Below are 16,321 nucleotides of genomic sequence, written 5' to 3'. Positions count from 1 at the left end.
GGGTTCCACCCACGTTCCGACTGGCTTTACTCTAGACCTGAATAAGGAAAAGGGAAGATGGGCCATCGTTTTGCCATCCCAAAACGTGAAGCAACCCGACTAACGGTAGGACCTCTGACGCCCAGACCCCACCTACCGTCCAAGAAAAATAGCGGCACATTGACGGCAGTCATTCGACGGTTTGACGTTAACAATCGCTCAAGCGAAACGTATAAGGAGCACCCCTAAAACCCTTGAGCCAGACGTTTACTGGCAATGAGACATAACCGGACGAACGAGAAATGATTGATTTGGGAACCTGGAATCTGAGCATTCCAGTGGGCTCGCCCCCCACCACGATTGAAACCCGGCAACTGCTCCAAGGCTACGACGGCAAGTACTTCAGCTCAAGCACCGCCAACGTCACATTCTGGGCCCCCGTGACCGGCAGCAAGACCGCCAACGCGATCTACCCGCGCACCGAGCTGCGCGAAACCTGGTCAAACGGTGAGCTGCACAACTGGTTCTACCCTGACGCCGACAACTTCCTGAACGCCAAACTCAAGGTGATTCAGGTGCCGTCTTCCGGACGGGTGGTGATCGGGCAGATCCACGTCTATGAAAGCACCCAGCCCCTGCTCAAACTCGAGTATCAGTACAAGGACGCGACCAAGGACGGCACCATCGTCGCCAAAGTGCGCTTCCACCCCTCGGACAAGAAGCCGCGGGTCATTGAGATCGCCGAAGGCGTCCCCCTGAACGAGACGTTCAAGTACGTCATTCATTTGAATAAGGCAGGACTGCTGACCGTCAGGGCCAACGACATGGTCTGGAACGACCGCATCAGCGCCACCTGGCGCGCTCAGCAGCTGTACTTCAAGGCGGGGGTCTACACCCAGGACAACACCGGTTACAGCAGCGAAGGTGGCAAGGTGATGTTCTTTAATCTGGATGTCGACCACAACAAAGGCTGAAATCCCAGCCCGATGCAGGAACGCGCTTGCCCGCGACAGCGTTTTGTCAGACACCCTTGTGGGATGTGTACTGACGCATCGCGGGCGAGCGCGATCCTATGAGGTAAATGTCATCAGCAGGCTTTGTACTCTTTCTCAGCCGCTTCGAAGCGCTGCACCATGCCCTGGCTCGGACCCTTGCCCAGCAGACTGAACAGCACGATGGCAACGCTGGCGAAGAGGAAGCCCGGGATGATTTCGTATAGCCCCAGCAGCTCGAAGTGCTTCCACAGCACCACAGTGATCGCGCCGACCAGAATCCCGGCCAGTGCGCCGTTGCGAGTCATGCCTTTCCAGATGACGGAAATCAGTACCACCGGCCCGAATGCCGCACCGAAACCGGCCCAGGCGTAGCTGACCAGCCCCAGCACGCGGTTGTCAGGGTTGGCCGCCAGGGCGATGGCGATCAGTGCCACCAGCAGCACCATGCCCCGACCGACCCATACCAGTTCAAGCTGCGAGGCGCCCTTGCGCAGAAACGCCTTGTAGAAGTCTTCGGTCAAGGCACTTGAACACACCAGCAACTGGCAGCTCAGGGTGCTCATCACCGCCGCCAGAATGGCCGAAAGCAGCACTCCGGCAACCCAAGGGTTGAACAGCAGCTTGGCCAGCTCGATGAACACCCGCTCGGGGTTTTCGGTCACAGGGCCTGCAACGTCCGGGTGCGCCGAGAAATAGGCGATCCCGAAGAAGCCAACTGCCACCGTGCCGCCCAGGCACAAGATCATCCAGGTCATGGAAATGCGTCGGGCGTTGGCGATCGACTTGACCGAATCCGCCGCCATGAAGCGCGCCAGAATATGCGGCTGGCCGAAGTAGCCCAGCCCCCAGCCCATCAGCGAAATGATGCCGATGAAGGTGGTGTTCTTGAGCATGTCAAAGTGGGTGGGGTCTTTCGCCTCGATGGCAAGAAAGGTGGTATCGACGCCGCCGGTGGCCAGCAGCACGATGATCGGCGTGAGGATCAAGGCAAAGATCATCAGCGTGGCCTGCACCGTATCGGTCCAGCTTACGGCCAGGAAACCGCCAATAAAGGTGTAGGCAATCGTCGCCGCAGCGCCGGCCCACAAGGCAGTTTCATACGGCATGCCAAAAGTGCTTTCGAACAGGCGGGCGCCTGCGACGATGCCCGAGGCGCAATAGATAGTGAAGAACACCAGAATCACGATCGCCGAAATCACCCGCAACAAACCTGTGGTGTCTTCGAAACGACTGGAAAAGTAATCAGGCAATGTCAGCGCATCACCGTTGTGCTCGGTTTGTACCCGCAGACGACCGGCGACGAACAGCCAGTTCAGGTAGGCCCCGGTGATCAGGCCGATGGCGATCCAGCTCTCCGACAAGCCCGACATGTAAATGGCGCCGGGCAAGCCCATGAGCAGCCAGCCGCTCATGTCCGAAGCGCCCGCCGATAGCGCGGTAACGACGCTGCCCAGGCTGCGGCCGCCGAGGATGTAATCCGAGAGATTGTTGGTGGAGCGGTAGGCCATGAGTCCGATCAGGACCATCGCCGCGATGTAGATCACGAAAGTGATCAGAGTGGGGTTGCTGACGCTCATTGGATGTCCATGCGATGTTGTTATGGCAGGAGCAACGAGTTGCACCAAAGGCGCGCATCCTAGACAGGTACAAGACCGAGGCGCAACCCGAAAAAGCACTCAGTTGCACCTTTTGCGCCGGAAAACTGTAACCAATTGGTGCTTTTGCCTCTTCTGCGAGCGTTAAAGCCCCGTACTGCGTGTTTCAGCACCAATTCCGCGCCTTAAACCCCGCCTACCGTGGCCTTTTGAAATATCTTGATAAATAGGGTTGCACCCGGTTGCACCCTGGGTGGCACACAGCTAATCTTGGCGACAGCTATAGCCACATCCATCGTGGCTCTTATGAGGACAACACATGGCGACCACCACTCTGGGTGTCAAACTCGACGACCCGACCCGCGAGCGATTGAAAGCAGCTGCCCAGTCCATCGACCGGACTCCGCACTGGCTCATCAAACAGGCGATCTTCAATTACCTGGAAAAGCTGGAGAGTGGTGCAACCCTCAACGAATTGAACGGCTTGAGCAAAGATGCCGACGACCAGGGCGAGTTGCCAGTAGATAGCACCCATCAGGCGTTCCTCGAGTTCGCCGAAAGCATCCTGCCGCAATCGGTACTGCGCGCGGCCATCACCTCGGCCTACCGACGCCCTGAACCAGAAGTCGTGCCGATGCTGCTGGAACAGGCGCGCCTGCCGGCACCGATAGCCGACGCCACCCATAAGCTGGCCGCATCCATCGCCGAAAAACTGCGCAACCAGAAAAGTGCCGGTGGCCGTGCAGGGATCGTTCAGGGCCTGCTGCAGGAGTTTTCGCTGTCGTCTCAGGAAGGCGTCGCCCTGATGTGCCTGGCCGAGGCCCTGCTGCGTATCCCGGACAAAGGCACCCGTGACGCGCTGATCCGCGACAAGATCAGCACCGGCAACTGGCAGCCGCACTTGGGCAACAGCCCGTCGCTGTTCGTCAACGCCGCCACCTGGGGGCTGCTGCTGACTGGGAAACTGGTCAGCACCCACAACGAAGCCGGCCTGACCTCGTCCCTGAGCCGCATCATCGGCAAGTCCGGCGAGCCGATGATCCGCAAGGGCGTCGACATGGCCATGCGCCTGATGGGCGAGCAGTTCGTCACCGGCGAAACCATCGCCGAAGCCCTGGCCAACGCCAGCAAGTTTGAATCCAAAGGCTTCCGCTACTCCTACGACATGCTCGGCGAAGCAGCGCTGACCGAGCACGATGCGCAGAAATACCTGGCATCGTACGAACAGGCGATCCATTCCATCGGCAAAGCCTCCCACGGCCGCGGCATTTATGAAGGCCCGGGCATCTCGATCAAGCTCTCGGCCCTGCACCCGCGCTACAGCCGCGCGCAGTACGAGCGCGTGATGGAAGAGCTGTACCCGCGCCTGCTGTCGTTGACCCTGCTGGCCAAGCAATACGACATCGGCCTGAACATCGACGCCGAAGAAGCCGACCGCCTTGAACTGTCGCTGGACCTGCTCGAACGCTTGTGTTTCGAACCTCAATTGACGGGTTGGAACGGCATCGGCTTCGTGATTCAGGCCTACCAGAAGCGTTGCCCCTATGTGATCGACTACGTGATCGATCTGGCGCGTCGCAGCCGTCATCGCCTGATGATCCGTCTGGTGAAAGGCGCGTACTGGGACAGCGAGATCAAGCGCGCCCAGGTCGAAGGTCTGGAAGGCTATCCGGTCTACACCCGCAAGGTGTACACCGACGTTTCCTACATCGCCTGCGCTCGCAAACTGCTGTCGGTACCGGAAGTCATCTACCCACAGTTCGCCACGCACAACGCCCATACGCTGTCGGCCATCTACCACATCGCCGGCCAGAACTATTACCCCGGCCAGTACGAGTTCCAGTGCCTTCACGGCATGGGCGAGCCTTTGTACGAGCAGGTTGTAGGCAAAGTCTCTGATGGCAAGCTGAACCGTCCGTGTCGCGTGTATGCACCTGTCGGCACTCACGAGACGCTGCTGGCGTATCTGGTGCGCCGGCTGCTGGAAAACGGCGCCAACACCTCTTTCGTCAATCGCATCGCCGATCAGTCGATTTCGATTCAGGAACTGGTCGCAGACCCTGTCTCCAGCATCGAGCGCATGGCCACTCAGGAAGGCGGTTTCGGCCTGCCGCACCCGCGCATTCCGCTGCCGCGGGACCTGTATGGCAGCGAGCGCGCCAACTCGGCGGGCATCGACATGGCCAACGAACATCGTCTGGCGTCGCTGTCTTCGGCCCTGCTGGCCACGGCTCACAATGACTGGAAGGCCCTGCCGATGCTGGGCAGCCCGGTGAGTGCAGGTGCAACCACGCCGGTGCTGAACCCCTCCGACCTGCGTGACATCGTCGGTCACGTGCAGGAGGCAAGCCTTGAGGACGTCGACTATGCCCTGCTCAGCGCCCTGAGCGCCGGTCCGATCTGGCAAGCCACCCCGCCTGCCGAACGCGCTGCGATCCTTGAGCGCGCGGCCGACCTGATGGAAGCCGACATCCAGCCATTGATGGGCCTGTTGGCACGCGAGGCTGGTAAAACCTTCGCCAACGCCATTGCCGAAGTGCGTGAAGCGGTGGACTTCCTGCGCTACTACGCGGTGCAGGCACGTAACGATTTCAGCAACGACGCCCACCGCCCACTGGGCCCGGTGGTGTGCATCAGCCCGTGGAACTTCCCGCTGGCGATCTTCAGCGGCCAGGTCGCTGCTGCGCTGGCTGCGGGCAACCCGGTACTGGCCAAGCCTGCCGAGCAAACCCCGCTGGTGGCCGCTCAGGCCGTGCGCATCCTGCTGGAAGCCGGCATTCCGGAAGGCGTGGTGCAACTGCTGCCAGGCCGTGGTGAAACCGTCGGCGCGCGTCTGGTGGGCGATGATCGCGTCAAAGGCGTGATGTTCACAGGCTCCACCGAAGTCGCGCGCCTGCTGCAGCGCAACATCGCCGGACGCCTCGACGCTCAGGGTCGTCCGATCCCGCTGATCGCCGAAACCGGTGGCCAGAACGCCATGATCGTTGACTCGTCCGCCCTGACCGAACAAGTGGTCATCGATGTCGTGTCCTCGGCGTTCGACAGCGCCGGCCAGCGCTGCTCGGCCCTGCGTGTACTGTGTCTGCAGGAAGACTCCGCCGACCGCGTCATCGAAATGCTCAAAGGCGCGATGGCTGAAAGCCGCCTGGGTAACCCGGAACGCCTGTCGGTGGACATCGGCCCGGTGATCGACGCCGAAGCCAAGGCAGGCATCGAGCAACACATTCAGGCCATGCGCGACAAAGGCCGCAACGTTTATCAGGTGGCGATTGCCGACAGCGACGAAATCAAGCGCGGCACCTACGTGATGCCAACCCTGATCGAGCTGGAAAGCTTTGACGAGCTGCAACGCGAAATCTTCGGTCCGGTGCTGCACGTGGTTCGCTACAAGCGCAAAGAGCTGGACCAACTGATCGGCCAGATCAACGCGTCGGGCTACGGCCTGACTCTGGGCGTGCACACCCGTATCGACGAGACGATCGCCAAGGTCATCGACTCGGTCAACGCGGGCAACATGTACGTCAACCGCAACATCGTCGGTGCCGTGGTCGGCGTGCAGCCATTCGGTGGCGAAGGCCTGTCCGGCACGGGCCCGAAAGCTGGCGGCCCGCTGTACCTGTATCGCCTGCTGTCGACCCGCCCTGCCGATGCCGTGCAGAAATCCTTCGCACAGGGCGACGCAGCCACTGCGCCAGACACCCGCATGCGCGAAACCCTGCTCAAGCCGCTAAACGCGCTGAAAGCCTGGGCGACCAGCCAGCAGCTGGCGGATCTGGAGGCTGTGATTACGCAGTTCACGGCGCAGTCACAAAGCGGTGTCACGCGTCTGTTGGCGGGCCCGACGGGTGAGCGAAACAGCTATAGCATCCTGCCCCGCGAGCACGTGCTGTGCCTGGCCGAGGATGAAGCTGATCTGCTGACCCAACTGGCGGCCGTGCTGTCGGTCGGTAGCACGGCGATTATCCCGGACAACGAGCTGAGCAAGCCCCTGTACAAGCGCTTGCCAAAAGAAGTTCAGGCGCGCGTCAAACTGGTGAGCGACTGGAGCAAGGACGACATCGCCCTCGAAGCCGTCCTGCACCATGGCGACTCCGACCAGCTGCGCGGCATCTGCGAGCAGGTTGCCCAACGCAGCGGCGCGATCATCGGTGTGCACGGTTTGTCCAAAGGCGAAACCGGCATTGCACTGGAGCGTCTGGTGATCGAGCGTGCGTTGAGCGTCAACACCGCAGCGGCGGGGGGTAATGCGAGCCTGATGACGATCGGGTAACGCACGCCTCTGTGGGAGCGAATTCATTCGCGATGGGAGGGTACATCCGACAAAGCTTCATCGGATGTACCTGCCTTTCGCGAATGAATTCGCTCCCACAGTTTTTACAGGCCGTGATAGTTGAACCCGACTCAATATCCGTGCTGCGTCCCACCCCGGAAACAGCCATTTCCTGCAACACATCTCCGCACTTGTAGCCCCTTTCTTACAGCCCTCTCCCTTTCTTGCGAAGGACATTTCCGAGAAACTCTCACCCGCTTGTGCCGTGCGATTTCGATCTTTAGGCTGCGTCCGTCGCTGAAATCAGCGACCGGGTTTAGCAGCCTGATTGAGTAGCGCCCACTGTGTCATGGTGGCTTTGGACGGGGCATCTCCGGATGCGCCGGGTTGCTCTCTTACCGGTCTGCTAACCCGTCTCAAAGCCGCCACCCTTATTCGTTTAGCAGCGGATTTCCAGGTGGTTTTTCGTCACCAAGAGAGAGATGGAAATGCTGAAAATCACCCCCGACCCACCCGACAAATCCCTCGAAGAATCCCTGGCCCACGTCTCCGGCCTGTTGCGCTGCGCCACAGCCACCGCCTGTGAAAGCGCCGAAAACCTCACCGGCGTCAAACGCGACCTCGCCTTCTCCGTCGTCCACCTGATCGACATGGCCAGAGCTATCGTCGACCGATCGCTGGACCAGATGGAAATTCGCTGAGCGTCACACTGCAGGGGCGTAACCGGTTCGCTCCTGCAGAACGAACATTGGGCATTCACCCCGCGTTCTACCCCCCCATCAGCCAAATCAATCATCCTGTTCACCCCTCCCCCGCGCCCCTAGACTCGACGTCAATCCAACAACAGGTACGCCGCCATGTCCGAGACGCTGCTCAGTTCCCGCAATCTGGCTTTCGAGCTGTATGAAGTGCTGGACGCCGAAGCGTTGACCCGGCGGGAGCGGTTTGCCGAGCACAGTCGCGAGACGTTCGACGCGGCGATCGGCACGGCGCGCACCATTGCCGAGAAGTTCTTTGCGCCCCATAACCGCAAAAACGACGAGAACGAGCCGCGCTATGAAAATGGCGAGGCAATTCTGATCCCGGAAGTGAAACCGGCTGTGGATGCGTTTCTCGAAGCAGGCTTTCTCAATGCCGCGCGGGACTTCGAGGCGGGCGGCATGCAGCTGCCGACGCTGTTGTCACAGGCCTGTTTCGCGCATTTTCAGTCGGCGAATGCGGCATCGGCGTCTTACCCGTTCCTGACCATGGGCGCGGCGAACCTGATCGAGAATTTCGGCAGCAACGAGCAGAAACGCCGTTTCCTGCAGCCGATGATCGACGGCCGTTTCTTCGGCACCATGGCCCTGACCGAACCCCACGCAGGATCTTCCCTGTCGGACATCCGCACCCGCGCCGAACCCGCTGAAGACGGCACCTATCGTCTGCGCGGCAACAAGATTTTCATTTCCGGTGGCGACCATCCGCTGTCGGAAAACATCGTGCATCTGGTGCTGGCCAAACTGCCCGATGCACCACTTGGCGTGAAAGGCATCTCGCTGTTCATCGTGCCGAAATTTCTGGTCAACGACGACGGCAGCCTGGGCGCGCGCAACGACGTGCTGCTGGCCGGGCTGTTTCACAAGATGGGCTGGCGCGGCACCACGTCGACGGCGCTGAACTTCGGTGATAACGGTGGGTGTGTGGGCTATCTGGTGGGCAAGCCGCATCAGGGTCTGAGCTACATGTTTCAGATGATGAACGAGGCGCGCATCGGCGTTGGCATGGGCGCGGTCATGCTCGGCTACGCCGGTTATCTGTACTCGCTGGAATATGCCCGCGAACGCCCGCAAGGCCGCTTGCCGGACAGCAAACACCCGGACAGCGCACCGGTGTCGATCATTCAGCACGCCGATGTGAAACGCATGCTGCTGACTCAGAAAGCTTATGTCGAAGGCTCGTTCGACCTGGGCCTGTACGCCGCGCGACTGTTCGACGACACCCAGACCGGCGAGACCGAGGAGCAGCGCAAGCTGGCCTGTGAGCTGCTCGACCTGCTGACCCCTATCGTCAAATCCTGGCCGTCGGAGTTTTGCCTGAAGGCCAACGAACTGGCGATCCAGATCCTCGGCGGCCACGGTTACACCCGCGAATACCCGGTGGAGCAGTACTACCGCGATAACCGCCTGAACCCGATTCACGAAGGCACCCACGGCATTCAGTCGCTGGACCTGCTGGGCCGCAAACTCGCGCAAAACGGCGGCGCAGGGCTCAAGCAACTGATTCGTCTAGTCGCCGACACCTGTCAGCGGGCTCAGGAACATGCGGCGTTGAGCGCGTTGCGTCAGCCTCTGGAACAGCTGGTCGCTCGGCTGCAAGCTGTGACGCTGGAGCTGCTGACCGATCTGGCCCAGGGCAAGGTCACCGCGACACTGGCGAACTCGGCGCTGTACCTGAAGGCGTTCGGCCACACGGTCATCGGCTGGCGCTGGCTGGAACAGGCGATTCGCGCAGCCGAGGGCCTCGATAAAGGCAATGCGGCCGATACCGCTTTCTATGAAGGCAAGCTGGCAGCGGCGCGGTTTTTCCTCACGTGGGAAGTCCCGGCGTGTCATCACGAACTGGCGATTCTGCACGCCCGTGATGATCTGTGCCTGACGATGCAAGACAGCTGGTTCTGATTTAAACAGGCCGGGCATTAGTCACGGAACACTCGACAAAGCTTTGACAGCTCGCTAATTCAACGGGTTAAATCCCTTGGCACGTGGACTGCATGTCAGTCCACGCATGCGTTCTTTTCTGCTTTTGTCTGGAGTACCGCCCTTGGATGCCACGACCATCAACAGCCTGTTCCTGATCGGCGCGTTGCTGGTGGGCGCGAGTATTCTGGTCAGCTCGTTGTCGTCGCGACTGGGCATCCCGATTCTGGTCATCATTCTGGGCGTCGGCATGGCCGCCGGGGTCGATGGCGGCGGCATCATCTTCGACAACTACCCGACGGCCTATCTGGTCGGCAACCTGGCGCTGGCAGTGATCCTGCTCGACGGCGGCCTGCGTACGCGGGTGGCAAGCTTTCGCGTCGCGCTCTGGCCCGCGCTGTCGCTGGCCACGGTGGGGGTGCTCATCACCACCGGGTTGACCGGCATGGTCGCGGCCTGGCTATTCGACCTGAACATCATTCAGGGGCTGTTGATCGGCGCCATCGTCGGCTCCACGGACGCCGCGGCGGTCTTCTCGCTATTGGGCGGCAAGGGCCTGAACGAACGGGTGACAGCCAGTCTTGAGATCGAATCCGGCAGCAACGACCCGATGGCGGTATTTCTCACGGTCACCCTGATCGACATGCTGTCCAGCGGCCAAACCGGCCTGCACTGGAGCCTGCTGGGCCATCTGATTCAGGAGTTCGGCATCGGCGCGATCATCGGTCTGGGTGGCGGCTGGGTGATGCTGCAACTGGTCAACCGCATCAACCTTGCCAACGGCCTGTACCCGATCCTGGTGATCGCCGGCGGTCTGGCGGTCTTCGCCCTGACCAACGCCATTCATGGCAGCGGCTTCCTCGCGGTTTACCTGTGCGGTCTGGTGCTCGGCAACAAGCCGATCCGCAGCCGCCACGGCATCCTGCACATGCTCGACGGCATGGCGTGGCTGGCGCAGATCGGCATGTTCCTGGTGCTGGGCCTGCTGGTCACGCCTCACGATCTGTTGCCCATCGCCCTGCCTGCACTGGGCCTGGCGCTGTGGATGATTCTGGTGGCGCGCCCGCTGTCGGTGCTCGCGGGCTTGCTGCCGTTTCGCGTGTTCCACTCCCGTGAAAAAGCCTTTATCGCCTGGGTCGGCCTGCGTGGCGCGGTGCCGATCATTCTGGCGGTGTTTCCGCTGATGGCCGGTCTGCCGCAGGCGCAACTGTTCTTCAACCTCGCGTTCTTTATCGTGCTGGTGTCGCTGCTGGTGCAGGGCACGAGCCTGCCGTGGATGGCGAAGTGGCTGAAGGTGACGGTTCCGCCTGATCCTGCGCCGATCTCCCGCGCCGCGTTGGAAGTGCACGTAACCAGTGAATGGGAGTTGTTCGTTTACCGACTCGGCGCCGAAAAATGGTGCATCGGCGCAGCCCTTCGCGAGCTGAAAATGCCTGAAGGCACCCGGATTGCGGCCCTGTTTCGCGGTCAGCAACTGCTCCATCCGTCGGGTAGTACGGTGCTGGAGACAGGCGATCTGCTCTGCGTAATCGGCCATGAACACGACCTTCCGGCCCTCGGCAAGCTGTTCAGCCAGGCGCCACAGCGGGGTCTGGATCTGCGCTTCTTCGGCGACTTCGTCCTTGAGGGAGACGCTCAGCTCGGGGCTGTTGCGGCGTTGTACGGTTTGAAACTCGACGGCCTGGATCCGAATATGCCGTTGAGCCAGTTCATCATTCAGAAGAATCGCGGCGCACCAATCGTGGGCGATCAGATCGAATGGAACGGAACGATTTGGACAGTTGCGGTGATGGAGGGGAACAAGATCCTTAAAGTGGGCGTCAGATTCCCCGAAGGAAGCCGCCCGGGTCCCGGGTTGTTCCTCTAAACTGCTCAACTTTCCTGACTGTTCGACCCGGTGTCTATGTTCACGCTGCGTACCTTTTTTGCCTCAGCCTTGCTGGGGCTTTGCCTTTCCGGCGTCCCGGCCTTTGCCGCTGACACTCCCCCACCTTCCAGCGAAGCCGTTCAGCAGAGCCTGGACAAGATCGCCGACCGCAAGCTGTCGGCCGACGACCAGAAGGCCCTGCAACAGGTGCTTGAGCAGACGCTCACCCTCCTCGCCAGCCAGAAGGACAACCAGCAAAAGCTCGAAGACCTGAAAAAGCAGCTGACCGATGCCCCCAGGCAGACGGCCGAAAACCAGCGTGAGCTGGCCAAACTCAAGGCCAGCAAAACGATCCCGGTCGCTCAGCGCTACGCCAACATGGACGTGCCTCAGCTCGAAGGCCTGCTCAGTCAGCGCAGCGCGCAACAGGCCGACTTGCAAAAGGCGCTCAACGACGCCAACAGCATGACCATCACCGCGCAGACCCGCCCTGAGCGCGCGCAAGCGGAGATCAGCAACAGTCAGACGCGCATCCAGACCATCAACGGCATCCTCAAGTCCGGCAAGGACGGCGGCAAGTCGATCAGTGCCGATCAGCGCAACCAGCTGAACGCCGAGCTGGCATCGATCAACGCGCTGATTGCCCTGCGTCGTCAGGAACTGGCCGGCAACAGCCAGCTTCAGGATCTGGGCGGCAGCCAGCGTGATTTGTTGACCGAGAAGGTCGCGCGCCAGGATCAGGAAATCCAGGACCTGCAGACCCTGATCAACGACAAGCGCCGCGCACAGTCCCAGGAAACCGTGACGCAGCTGTCGATCGAGGCACAAAAGGCCGGTGGCAGCAGCCTGCTGGCGACGGAAAGCGCGACCAACCTCAAGCTCTCCGACTACCTGCTGCGCGGCACCGACCGCCTCAACGAGCTGACCCAGCAGAACCTCAAGACCAAGACCCAACTCGACGCCATCACCCAGACCGATGCCGCGCTGGATGAGCAGATCAATGTGCTCAGCGGCAGCCTGCTGCTCTCCAAGATCCTCTATAAACAGAAACAGTCGCTGCCCAAGCTCAAGCTCGACAGCGGCCTGGCCGACGAAATCGCTGACATTCGCCTCTATCAATTCGAGGTCAATCAGCAGCGCGAACAGATGAGCAACCCGGCCAATTACGTCGACACCCTGCTCGCCACGCAAAAACCTGAAGACGTCACCCCGGCGCTGCGCAAGACGTTGCTCGATCTGGCGACCACCCGCTCTGATCTGCTGGAGCGCCTGAATCGCGAACTCAGCGCCCTGCTCAACGAATCCATCACCCTGCAGCTCAACCAGAAGCAACTGGTCAGCACGGCCATCAGTCTGCGCCAGACCCTGGACGAGCAGATGTTCTGGATTCCCAGCAACAAGCCGTTGGATTTCGAGTGGTTCGAGCGCGTTCAGCCGCGCCTGATGAAGCAGATTTCCACGCTGCCCTGGACCTCGACGGTCAGCGAACTGGCCGACGGACTGACTCAGCGTCCACTGATCTTCCTGCCGCTGCTGCTGGTGATCGGCGTGCTGATGTGGAAGCGCAACGCACTGTACGACAAGCTCAATCGCCTCCACGCCGACATCGGCCACTTCAAGCGCGACCGACAGTGGCAGACGCCATTGGCGATCATCATCAACATTCTACTGGCCATGCCACTGTCGCTGGCCCTGGCCTCGTGCGCGCTGGCATTGCAGATCGACGCCCGCGAGCAGAACGTCAATCTGGGCGCGGCGCTGATGCAGATCTCGCTGGCCTGGCTGGTGTTCTACACCGCATACCGCATCCTCGCGCCGGGCGGTGTGGCGCAGCTGCATTTCCGTTGGGAGAAGTCTCAGGTCGAGTTCCTGCGCGGCTGGATCCGCCGACTTGGCCTGGTGGTACTGGCGCTGGTGACCGTGGTTGCGGTCGCCGAGCACGAACCTTCGGCGCTGGCAGACGACGTGATCGGCATCGCCGTGGTACTGACCTGCTACGCCATGATGACCTGGCTCCTGGGCCGCCTGCTACTGACCAGCCCGACCCACGAAAACGCCTCGCTGTTCCGCCGCGCTGTAGGTCTGGCCTTTACCGCGCTGCCTATCGCGCTATTCCTGGCCGTGTGCTTTGGCTACTACTACACCGCGCTGAAACTCAGCGACCGGTTGATCGACACCCTGTATCTGCTGATGCTGTGGCTGGTGATCGAAGCCACGTTCGTGCGGGGCCTGGGGGTCGCGGCGCGGCGTCTGGCTTACCAACGCGCCCTGGCCAAACGTCAAGCCGCCAAGGAAGCCGGTGAAGGCGAAGCGTTGGTCGAAGAACCGACGCTGGACATCGAACAGGTCAACCAGCAGTCCCTGCGCCTGATCCGTCTGGCGCTGATCGCCGGCTTCATCGGCGCGCTGTATCTGGTCTGGGCCGACCTGATTACAGTGTTCTCGTACCTGGACAACATCACCCTGTACGAGTACACCAGCGGCACCGGCGCGACCATGAGCATGGTGCCGATCAGCCTCGGCGACATGATCGGCGCTCTGGTGATCATCGGCATCACCTTCGTGCTGGCGGGTAACCTGCCGGGGCTGCTGGAAGTCTTCGTGCTATCCAAGCTGAACCTCAAGCAAGGCAGCTCATACGCCACCACCACGCTGCTGTCGTACATCATCGCGGGGGTCGGTTTCGTCTCGACGCTGTCGGCGCTTGGCGTCAGTTGGGACAAGCTGCAATGGCTGGTGGCAGCGCTGTCGGTCGGCCTGGGTTTCGGCATGCAGGAGATCTTCGCGAACTTCATCTCAGGCATCATGATCCTGTTCGAACGCCCCGTGCGCATCGGCGACACCATCACCATCGGCAACCTGTCGGGCACGGTCAGCAAGATCCGCATTCGCGCGACCACCATCACCGACTTCGACCGCAAGGACATCATTGTCCCGAACAAGACGTTCATCACCGGGCAACTGATCAACTGGTCGCTGACCGACACCATTACCCGCGTCACCCTCAAGCTGGGCGTGGATTACGGCTCCGACCTGGATCTGGTGCGCAAGCTGTTGCTACAGGCAGCCAGGGAAAACCCGCGCGTCCTGAAAGAGCCCGAGCCGATCGTGTACTTCCTGAACTTCGGCGAAAGCACCCTGGACCACGAACTGCGCATGCACGTGCGGGATCTGGGCGACCGCAACCCGGTGCTCGACGAGATCAACCGGTTCATCAACAAGGAGTTCAAGAAGCAGCACATCAACATCTCGTTCCGGCAGATGGAGGTGTACCTCAAGAACATGCAGGGTCAGGAGTACAAGATGGTGCCGGTCGAACCGGAGCACAAAACCATCGCGCCCCCTGTGGCCTCCACGGTTGTGCCCGCTGCGCCAAAAGATGTACCGGAGCCGCCGGAAGCCAAGCTCGACTGAGCGCACTAAACCCAGCAGAATGCTCGGACATTCTGCTGGAGCTGTCTTGTGAAAGACCTCGACGAACTGACCTTCGACAACCGCTTTGCCCGCCTGGGCGATGCGTTTTCCACGTCCGTATTGCCCGAGCCCATCGCCGAACCACGCCTTGTGGTCGCGAGCGATGCGGCGCTGGCATTGCTCGACCTGGACCCCGCGCAGGCCCAAGAGCCGGTGTTTGCCGAGCTGTTCAGCGGACACAAGCTGTGGGCCGAAGCCGAGCCCCGGGCGATGGTCTATTCCGGTCACCAGTTCGGCTCCTACAACCCGCGCCTTGGGGATGGTCGCGGGCTGCTGCTGGGCGAGGTCTACAACGACGCCGGCGAGCATTGGGACCTGCACCTTAAAGGCGCTGGCCAGACGCCGTATTCGCGCATGGGCGACGGCCGCGCGGTGCTGCGCTCCTCGATTCGTGAGTTTCTGGCATCCGAAGCCCTGCATGCGCTGGGCATTCCGACCAGTCGCGCTGGCTGCGTGATCGGCTCGACCACCGCGGTGTGGCGCGAATCCCAGGAACGCGCGGCGATGGTGCTGCGCCTGGCCCAGAGCCATGTGCGTTTTGGCAGCCTCGAGTATTTCTTTTACACCCAGCAGCACGACGAGCTGAAACAACTGGCCGATCACGTGCTGTCGCTGCACTACGCCGAATGCCTGGAGCAGCCCGAGCCGTATCTGGCGATGTTCCGCGTGATCGTCGAGCGCCAGGCCGAACTGATCGCCAAATGGCAGGCCTACGGCTTCTGTCATGGCGTGATGAACACTGACAACATGTCGATTCTGGGCATCACCTTCGACTTCGGCCCATTCGCCTTCCTCGACGACTTTGACCAGCATTTCGTCTGCAACCACTCCGACCACGAAGGCCGCTATTCCTTCAGCAATCAGGTGCCCATCGGCCAGTGGAACCTCAGCGCCCTAGCCCAGGCCCTGACACCGTTCGTCGAGGTCGAACCGCTTCGCGGAGCACTCGGGATGTTCCTGCCGCTGTATCAAGCCCACTACCTGGATCTCATGCGCCGCCGCCTGGGCCTGACCACCGCCGAAGACGCCGACGCCGACCTCATCGCCCGCCTGCTGCAATTGATGCAGAACAGCGGCGTCGACTACAGCCTGTTCTTCCGCCGCCTGGGCGAAGACTCAGCCGACATCGCCGTGCGCCACCTGCGCGACGACTTCGTCGACATGCTCGGCTTCGACGCCTGGGCCGACGCCTACAAAGCGCGCATCGCCCGCGAGACCGAAACCACCCAGGACGAACGCCGCACCCGCATGCACGCCGTCAACCCGCTGTACATCCTGCGCAACTACCTGGCCCAACGCGCCATCGAAGCCGCCGAGCAAGGCGACTACAGCGAAGTCCGGCGCTTGCATCAGGTGCTGTGCAAACCGTTCGAAGCGCAAGACGGAATGGACAGTTATGCACAGCGGCCACCGGATTGGGGCAAGCATCTGGAGATCAGTTGTTCGTCGTGAGGCGGCTGCGC

The 16,321-nt window shown here is 61.3% G+C and carries 8 protein-coding genes; 7 read left to right on the top strand and 1 reads right to left on the bottom strand.

Features of this window, described 5'->3' with window-relative positions; genetic code table 11:
* Positions 1 to 281: 281 nt before the first annotated feature.
* A complete protein-coding gene (locus AC07V9_RS14240; protein ID WP_495016344.1) occupies positions 282 to 953 on the top strand; it encodes a polysaccharide lyase family 7 protein in 672 nt (223 codons plus the stop codon).
* Between the two features lie 113 nt (positions 954 to 1,066).
* Here AC07V9_RS14240 and putP read toward each other — a convergent pair whose 3' ends face one another.
* On the bottom strand, positions 1,067 to 2,551 hold the full coding sequence (gene putP / locus AC07V9_RS14235) for a sodium/proline symporter PutP (protein WP_495016343.1): 1,485 nt from the start codon (positions 2,549 to 2,551) through the stop codon (positions 1,067 to 1,069).
* Between the two features lie 337 nt (positions 2,552 to 2,888).
* Here putP and putA point away from each other — a divergent pair, with 337 nt between their 5' ends.
* The 6 genes from putA to selO all read left to right on the top strand — a co-directional run bounded on the left by putA (position 2,889) and on the right by selO (position 16,310).
* A complete protein-coding gene (gene putA, locus AC07V9_RS14230) occupies positions 2,889 to 6,839 on the top strand; it encodes a trifunctional transcriptional regulator/proline dehydrogenase/L-glutamate gamma-semialdehyde dehydrogenase (protein ID WP_495016342.1) in 3,951 nt (1,316 codons plus the stop codon).
* Positions 6,840 to 7,327: 488 nt separating this feature from the next.
* A complete protein-coding gene (locus tag AC07V9_RS14225) occupies positions 7,328 to 7,540 on the top strand; it encodes a DUF6124 family protein (protein WP_495016341.1) in 213 nt (70 codons plus the stop codon).
* A gap of 156 nt (positions 7,541 to 7,696) precedes the next feature.
* On the top strand, positions 7,697 to 9,499 hold the full coding sequence (locus AC07V9_RS14220) for an acyl-CoA dehydrogenase (RefSeq protein WP_495016340.1): 1,803 nt from the start codon (positions 7,697 to 7,699) through the stop codon (positions 9,497 to 9,499).
* Positions 9,500 to 9,641: 142 nt separating this feature from the next.
* The gene (locus tag AC07V9_RS14215; RefSeq protein WP_495016339.1) at positions 9,642 to 11,384 is read left to right on the top strand and encodes a potassium/proton antiporter; all 1,743 of its coding nucleotides are present in this window, start codon (positions 9,642 to 9,644) and stop codon (positions 11,382 to 11,384) included.
* A 36-nt stretch (positions 11,385 to 11,420) separates the two neighbouring features.
* On the top strand, positions 11,421 to 14,798 hold the full coding sequence (gene mscK / locus AC07V9_RS14210; RefSeq protein ID WP_495016338.1) for a mechanosensitive channel MscK: 3,378 nt from the start codon (positions 11,421 to 11,423) through the stop codon (positions 14,796 to 14,798).
* Positions 14,799 to 14,846: 48 nt separating this feature from the next.
* Positions 14,847 to 16,310 carry a protein adenylyltransferase SelO gene (gene selO, locus AC07V9_RS14205; protein ID WP_495016337.1) on the top strand — a complete coding sequence of 488 codons (1,464 nt, stop codon included), beginning with the start codon at positions 14,847 to 14,849 and terminating at the stop codon, positions 16,308 to 16,310.
* The last annotated feature ends 11 nt before the right edge of the window (positions 16,311 to 16,321 follow it).

This window comes from Pseudomonas sp. GW821-FHT02A11, from assembly GCF_059421985.1.
Note: the sequence above shows the minus strand (reverse complement) of the source record. Positions and strands in the feature narration are given on the sequence as shown.